Origin of the sequence: Arthrobacter sp. CAN_A2, assembly GCF_015752045.1 — a bacterium.
Taxonomy (GTDB): Bacteria; Actinomycetota; Actinomycetes; order Actinomycetales; family Micrococcaceae; genus Arthrobacter_D.
In genome coordinates this window covers 1-5,809 of sequence record NZ_JADOUS010000036.1, presented here as the reverse complement: position 1 = coordinate 5,809, position 5,809 = coordinate 1, and the positions used below count along the sequence as shown (strand labels likewise).

Sequence of the window (5,809 nt, the reverse complement as noted above, 5' to 3'; positions counted from 1 at the left end):
GAATCGTCACACCCACCTGCCAGAATCAAACACATCAGGCAGCCAGTAAGCCCCGATCACACCAACGAAACCGCCTCATGAAAGATCGAGGCTAAAGGATGGTCTTACCCACTGAGCATGGATGAGGTCCGTGCCGCTCTTCTGTCCGCAAAGGCAATTGTGGGGAGTTTTGGGTTCAGCCGGACGGACGCGAGATTTGAAGGGCGGATGGTCCTACACCTCCATTGGCCATCGGATGCCCGCCCACAATACTTCGATCTGGGAACCCATGACAGGAGTCCTCTGATGATGTGGGTCAGCTCGGTTCCCTCCGAGATACGCCAGCGCATGAGCTGGGAACTCAAGAACATCTGGCTCGGCCAGGCCGCTGAATGGGCAGCGAAAGCACCCATGCGAGGGAATGCTTGGACTGCCTCTGACCATTATTGGATCGTGCGGTATACGGAAGCCGCTGGTCTGGTCCTTGAAGAATCTTGACGCGCACTTCTGGGCTATCCCGCGTATGAGAACCCGAAGGCTATCAAGCTGATGAAACAGCCGGCCGAGATCCGTACGTTGTCCCGTCGCGGAGCATGGCCCAAAGGACGTTGAGGCGGCGCCGGGCCAACGAAATCATGGCCTGAATGTGGGTTTTGCCTTCACCGCGTTTGCGGTCGTAGTAGGTCCGGGAGGCCGGGCAGCTTTTCAGGGCCGACAGGCCGGAGAGGTAGAAGACGCGCAGCAGCCGCCTGTCGTAGCGGCGGGGCCGGTGGTGGTTGCCGCTGATGCGGCCGGAGTCACGGGGCGCGGGAGCGAGCCCGGCGACGCCGGCGAACCGGTCCGCGGTTTCAAAGACGGTGAGGTCTCCGCCGGTGGCGCCGAGGAACTCGGCGGCTAGGACGGGACCGAAGCCGGGCATACTCAGCAGGATCCGGGTGTGCCGGTGTTCGATGACCTTCTGACTGATCAGCGCGTCCAGGTCGGCGAGTTCCTTGTCGAGGGTGATGATCTCCTGGGCCAGGGCTGCGACGATTTGTTCTCCGAGGTGCTGGGCCGGGACGGTTGTGTGCTGGGACTTCGCGGCATCGATGGCGGCCTGGGCGACAGCGGCGGAGGAGCGGGTGCCGTGTTTCTTCAGCCAGGAATGCAGCCGCGTCTGCCCAGTGCGGCGAATCCCGTCCGGGGTGCGGTGTTTGGTGAGCAACAGTAAGGCGGCCTTGGAGCGGCTGTAGTCAAAGGCCCGCTCGAGTGCCGGGAAGTACTCGAGCAGCTGGGCCTGCAGACGGTTGATCGCCCGGACCCGGTCCGCTGATTTGTCGGCCCGACGGGCGGTGAGGATCCGTAGACCGGTGCTGATCTCATCCCCGGCCCGCAGCGGCTGAAGGTCTTTGCGCATTCGGGCCTGGTCAGCGATGACGGCGGCATCTTTGGCGTCCGTTTTGCCCTCTCCGCGGTAGAGCTTGGAGGCGTGGTGGACGATCCGGCCTGGAATGTAGAGAATGTCCTGGCCGTGGGCGACGAGGATCGCGATCAGCAGCGCCGGTCCGCCGTGGTTCAGGTCTGTTGCCCAGATGACCTCGTCCCCGTCGGCGATATTGAGGACGTTGGCGATGAGCTCGAGCAAGGCTGGTTCGTCGTTTGGGGTCTTCTGCGATAGCAGCCGGTTGCCGTCGGTATCGATCACAACACAGTGATGATGGGCTTTGCCGGCGTCGATACCGGCCCACACTTTCGTCAAAACTGCCTCCAGTCTGTCGTATGGGTGAAACCCGGCAGATAACCGCGCCGTCGTGTCCTTATCCGGCGATCTTGTCGCGTCTCTCAATCAGCGGTCGGGCCATCGCGGGAACGGCAGGCGGCCAATCCTTCGGAGCCGTCACGAAATGAATCGTCCGGCCACAGCAGCAAAGCCATACCCACCTCCCCCGGGTAGCCACGACCCTACAACGGCCACGAAACCACCCAGCAACAACATAAGGACAGCAGACAAAAAACATCAGGGTCGGGTGCGACGAAGGAGCAGCCCGGACCTCATCAGGCCGGAGCGAAGCGCAGGACCATTGCCATGGTTGGAGCGCCAGCGACAATCCTGGGAAGCCTGTAGACCGCCGGCCGCCCGCGGCCGCCAGCCAACGGAACCCCAGCAACGACGGAAGGGCCGACACCCATCAGGTGCCAGCCCTTACTCACTTACTCACTTACTCAAATACTCATTCACTCATCGGTGTCGACCAGGCGTAATGCGCGCGGTCGGGGCAGCAGTAGAGGCCGAGGCTCAGTCGAGCCAGTCCGGGCGGCCGGCGAGGCCGAGCCGGTAGCGCGCCGCATCCACGGAGGGGCTATGCGGCCCGAGGGCCAACTGGAAAGCCCGCAACTGCAAGCGGGTGCGCTGCAACCGAAGGCGATTGGCGAGCGAGCGGTCACCGCGACCGGGCACCCCCGCCAGGGGTGCCACGGACGGGGATATGACCAGCGCCCCGGCGCTTGCGATACCGCTGTAGAAGATCCGCTCGGCACGGTTCAGCCCGTCTGGGGCGCTGAGGAAGGTCAGGAGTTCGGCGGGGACGGGTTCGAGGTCGGGTTCCAGCGCGCACAGTGCTTCTGTGAGCTCTCGACGGTTGACTGGCAGGTCTTCGGCGCCGAGGGTCCGGGCGCTGCGGGACCAGTCTGAGACGTAGGTGTCGGCCCAGGTGCGGCCGAACCGCGGGGTCAGGTCTCTGCCGACGGCTTCGTGGGCCCCGAGGAAGGCATCGGTGAAGGCCAGGTGTACCCAGCGCAGCAAGGCGGGGTCGGAGGCCGCGTAGGCGCGGCCGTCGTCGGTGGTGCCGCGGACCCGCCCGTGCATGCGGCGGACTCGTGCCGAGTCCCGCTCGGCGAGTTCCACGGAGCCGAAGGTGGTGATGGTGAGCCAGCGCGCGGTCCCGGCGAGACGGGCCCAGGGGTCACTGCGGTAGGAGGAATGCCGTGCGACCCCGGCCATCGCCAGCGGGTGTGCGCCCTGGCCGAGGAGGGCCGCGACGCCGCCGACCAAAGTAGAAAGGCCACCGTGGACTTGCCAGACGACGCCGTCGGGCTCGAACAAGCCCGGCCCCTCGCCGACCAAGGCGATGTCGCGCACCCAATCCGGCGCCCCGGTAGGGTCACCGGAGACCCGGGCGCGGAACGCACTGCGGACTCGGTCGGACAGCTCGGCGGGGCGCGGTATCGAGCTCACAGGCATGATGCTCCAACGACGGTAGGTCGACGACGATGGACATCCCGTGCGGGACTCCACTACGTAGCGTAGAACACGGACCTGACAGGGTGCTGCCGATTCCATACGCCCGTCAGAAGAGGGTGGGGGCTTCGGGGTTGGTGCCGGTGAGCAGGGGCCGGATGATCGTTTCGTTCCATCCGTGCTCGAGGAGAGCAGTGCGCAGCTCAACGGACTGGGCGTGAAACTGGGCGCGGCCGATCCCGCGCCACTGGAAGGAGGACGCGTTGGCGTGCCGGCCTTTCCGGGACCGGTCGAGCATGTTCAGTGCCTGGGTGCCCGGCAGCAGGTGAGAGTCAGTGCCGGTCGTGGCGTGGACGCACAGCGGCACGTCGCAGACGTGCATGAGGATGATTCCCGAGTGCAGGGTTTCCCCGGTGAGATGTTCGTAGGCGAAACGTTGCGGCCGCAGGGCGCGCTGTCCGCCGTCGCGGGTGACCCAGAACCGTCCGTACCCGTCATCAGCGACGGCGCCAACCCAGATCCAACAATCAGTCGACCGCGGGCCTCGGACGACTTTCTCCCAGAACCGGTCAGTCTCCACCCGGCGCCGCCGTTCCACTGCCCCTACCCGCGCCGACGTGTCATCGGGCCACGCGCGGCCGAGGCACGCGGTTGCGGAGGACGCCGAGGCGTCGAGCAATCCAGAACAACAGGACGGTGACCACGAGGGAGCAGACGGCGATCGTCCAATACTGGAAATATACGGCGCAGCCGGTGAACAGTGCGGCGAAGAAACCCGTGTACCAGCAGGACCACCTAGTGATCGTGGCGAGAGTCCGCCACGGATGAGTGAACGCGTTGCGCAGGAGTATGCCGAACAGGAACGCGACGGGTAGGGCGACGAGCATCATCGTGGTGTCTGCTTTCGGGTCGAGGTCTGCGCCTTCGTCGACGTCGCTTTAGTCTTGGTCTTGTCGGCTTGAGCGCCGGCCCTGATGCCGGACTCTTCCTGAATGTCCGGAGTGTCCTGGGAGTCGGTATCGGTGTCGGAGCCGGTCTCGGTGTCGAGTGCGCGTTCGAGGGCGCGGCGGACGCTGGCCCGGCCGACGCCGAGCACTGCGGCGATTTGGGAGATACGCACGCCCTCGTTGTACTTACGGACCGCGTCCGCGGTCCGCTCGGGCGTCATGACGGTGGGCCGGCCACCGACCCTGCCCTGGCGTCGGGCAGCGGCGAGCCCTTCGTGGGTGCGTTCGCGCAGCAGCTCCACGTCGAGCTCCGCGAATGCGGACATCACCGTGTAGAAGAACTTCCCTTGCGCCGTGGTGGTGTCGAAGCCCTGGGTCAGGGATCGGAACTCGATACCTCGCCCGTGCAGGCCCTCGAGGAGCCCGATGCAGTCCCGCACGGACCGGCCCAGCCGGTCCAGCTTCCACACCACGAGGACGTCCCCGGGGTTCAGGTACTCCAGTGCTGCGGTCAACTGCGGGCGGTTGATGTTCGTCCCGGTGGCCGTGTCGGTGAAGATCCGTGCGGCGCCGGCTGCGGTGAGGGCGTCCAGTTGCAGCTGCGGGTTCTGGTCCCGGGTGCTGACCCGGGCGTACCCGATGATGTTCGGCATGTCCTACCCCTCCCCCGGTTCGTCGTCGGCTGTCCCTCGATCGTACGGGAGTGGCCGAAAACGTTCTACCAGTGGTTTCGGTCGAAACGCTTTCGGCCAAGTGTTTCGGCCACCTAGAACGACTGCGTTCGGGCAGGTTCGGCGCAGTGGCCAGAAACGGAGGTTTTTGGCCAGTGCCACTTGGGGTAGCGTTGCGCCCGTTTTCATCGTCCCGGCTATATATACGCTCCCCGGCCCAATACCACTGACAAGTGTCAGTTCTTGCAGTCGCCTGCACAGACTCCCAGAGTCCCCTGCACGAGCGGTGAGCGACCGCCTTACGGCACCTCTGCAACCAATGCTTTAGTTCTCCCTGCGACACCGGTTGCTAGCCTGCGGGTATGACAACCGGGGCCCGAAATATCCATGACGCCTTGGTGCTGGATGCTGCAGCCGCGGGGATTCTCTTCTTCTGGCTTCTATTGGAAGGGGATATCAGCCAGGGGCTCGCAACCGTCGCCATACCACTGTGCTTTGTCACGGTCGTGGTTACGGTCCTCAGCGCGGTCCTGCAAAAACAGCGGAAGTAGCTCTCAGATACTGGCTCCCCACTGCTGGGCAGTGCACAATTCGATGGATTTACGGGATGCTGGCGGCGTGGGTGCCGGTAGCTCTGGTGCCTCTACGATGAGCGCATGAGGGAACTGATGCAGGTTTGGGAGGTGAAGCGGCTTCTTCAGCCCATGTTCGAGTCGATGCTCACCAGCGAAGAATTGCGCTCACTCACCTTTCGAGTGGTGAGGGTCGTTGACGGGATGAATGGCAGGGGACTTCCCGATAGCGATGTCATCGAACTGAGCCGGGTCTGGGTGAGGTGGCAGATTGCCGGCGAGGACGGTGGTTCCGGCAGCCTCATCCTCGAAAACGGCATCGACTCCTTAGCCTCGGGCTTTCATGAGGGCGGTTCAGCGAGGCGTGTTAAGAGCTGAAAGGTGCCCCTGACGTGGGAAAATGTAGTTACCACACTGCATTTT

The 5,809-nt window shown here is 64.4% G+C and carries 7 protein-coding genes; 2 read left to right on the top strand and 5 right to left on the bottom strand.

Annotated elements, in window-relative coordinates:
* Window positions 1-520: 520 nt before the first annotated feature.
* The 5 genes from IWX63_RS16180 to IWX63_RS16160 form a co-directional block, all read right to left on the bottom strand.
* Window positions 521-1,717, bottom strand: a complete 1,197-nt coding sequence (locus IWX63_RS16180; protein ID WP_334685942.1) for an IS110 family transposase — start codon at window positions 1,715-1,717, stop codon at window positions 521-523.
* Between the two features lie 537 nt (window positions 1,718-2,254).
* Window positions 2,255-3,199, bottom strand: coding sequence for an oxygenase MpaB family protein (locus IWX63_RS16175; protein ID WP_334685941.1), 945 nt, complete (start codon window positions 3,197-3,199; stop codon window positions 2,255-2,257).
* 106 nt (window positions 3,200-3,305) lie between these two features.
* A complete protein-coding gene (locus tag IWX63_RS16170; protein WP_334685940.1) occupies window positions 3,306-3,776 on the bottom strand; it encodes a hypothetical protein in 471 nt (156 codons plus the stop codon).
* Window positions 3,777-3,816: 40 nt separating this feature from the next.
* The gene (locus IWX63_RS16165) at window positions 3,817-4,086 is read right to left on the bottom strand and encodes a hypothetical protein (protein WP_199279178.1); all 270 of its coding nucleotides are present in this window, start codon (window positions 4,084-4,086) and stop codon (window positions 3,817-3,819) included.
* Entirely contained in the window at window positions 4,083-4,796 is a 714-nt protein-coding gene (locus tag IWX63_RS16160; RefSeq protein WP_199279177.1) for a recombinase family protein, read from the bottom strand. Before IWX63_RS16160 ends, IWX63_RS16165 begins: the two co-directional genes overlap by 4 nt.
* Window positions 4,797-5,176: 380 nt before the next feature.
* Between IWX63_RS16160 and IWX63_RS16155 the strand changes: the two genes are divergently transcribed.
* Window positions 5,177-5,365, top strand: coding sequence for a hypothetical protein (locus IWX63_RS16155; RefSeq protein WP_199279176.1), 189 nt, complete (start codon window positions 5,177-5,179; stop codon window positions 5,363-5,365).
* A 105-nt stretch (window positions 5,366-5,470) separates the two neighbouring features.
* Entirely contained in the window at window positions 5,471-5,764 is a 294-nt protein-coding gene (locus IWX63_RS16150; RefSeq protein ID WP_199279175.1) for a hypothetical protein, read from the top strand.
* The last annotated feature ends 45 nt before the right edge of the window (window positions 5,765-5,809 follow it).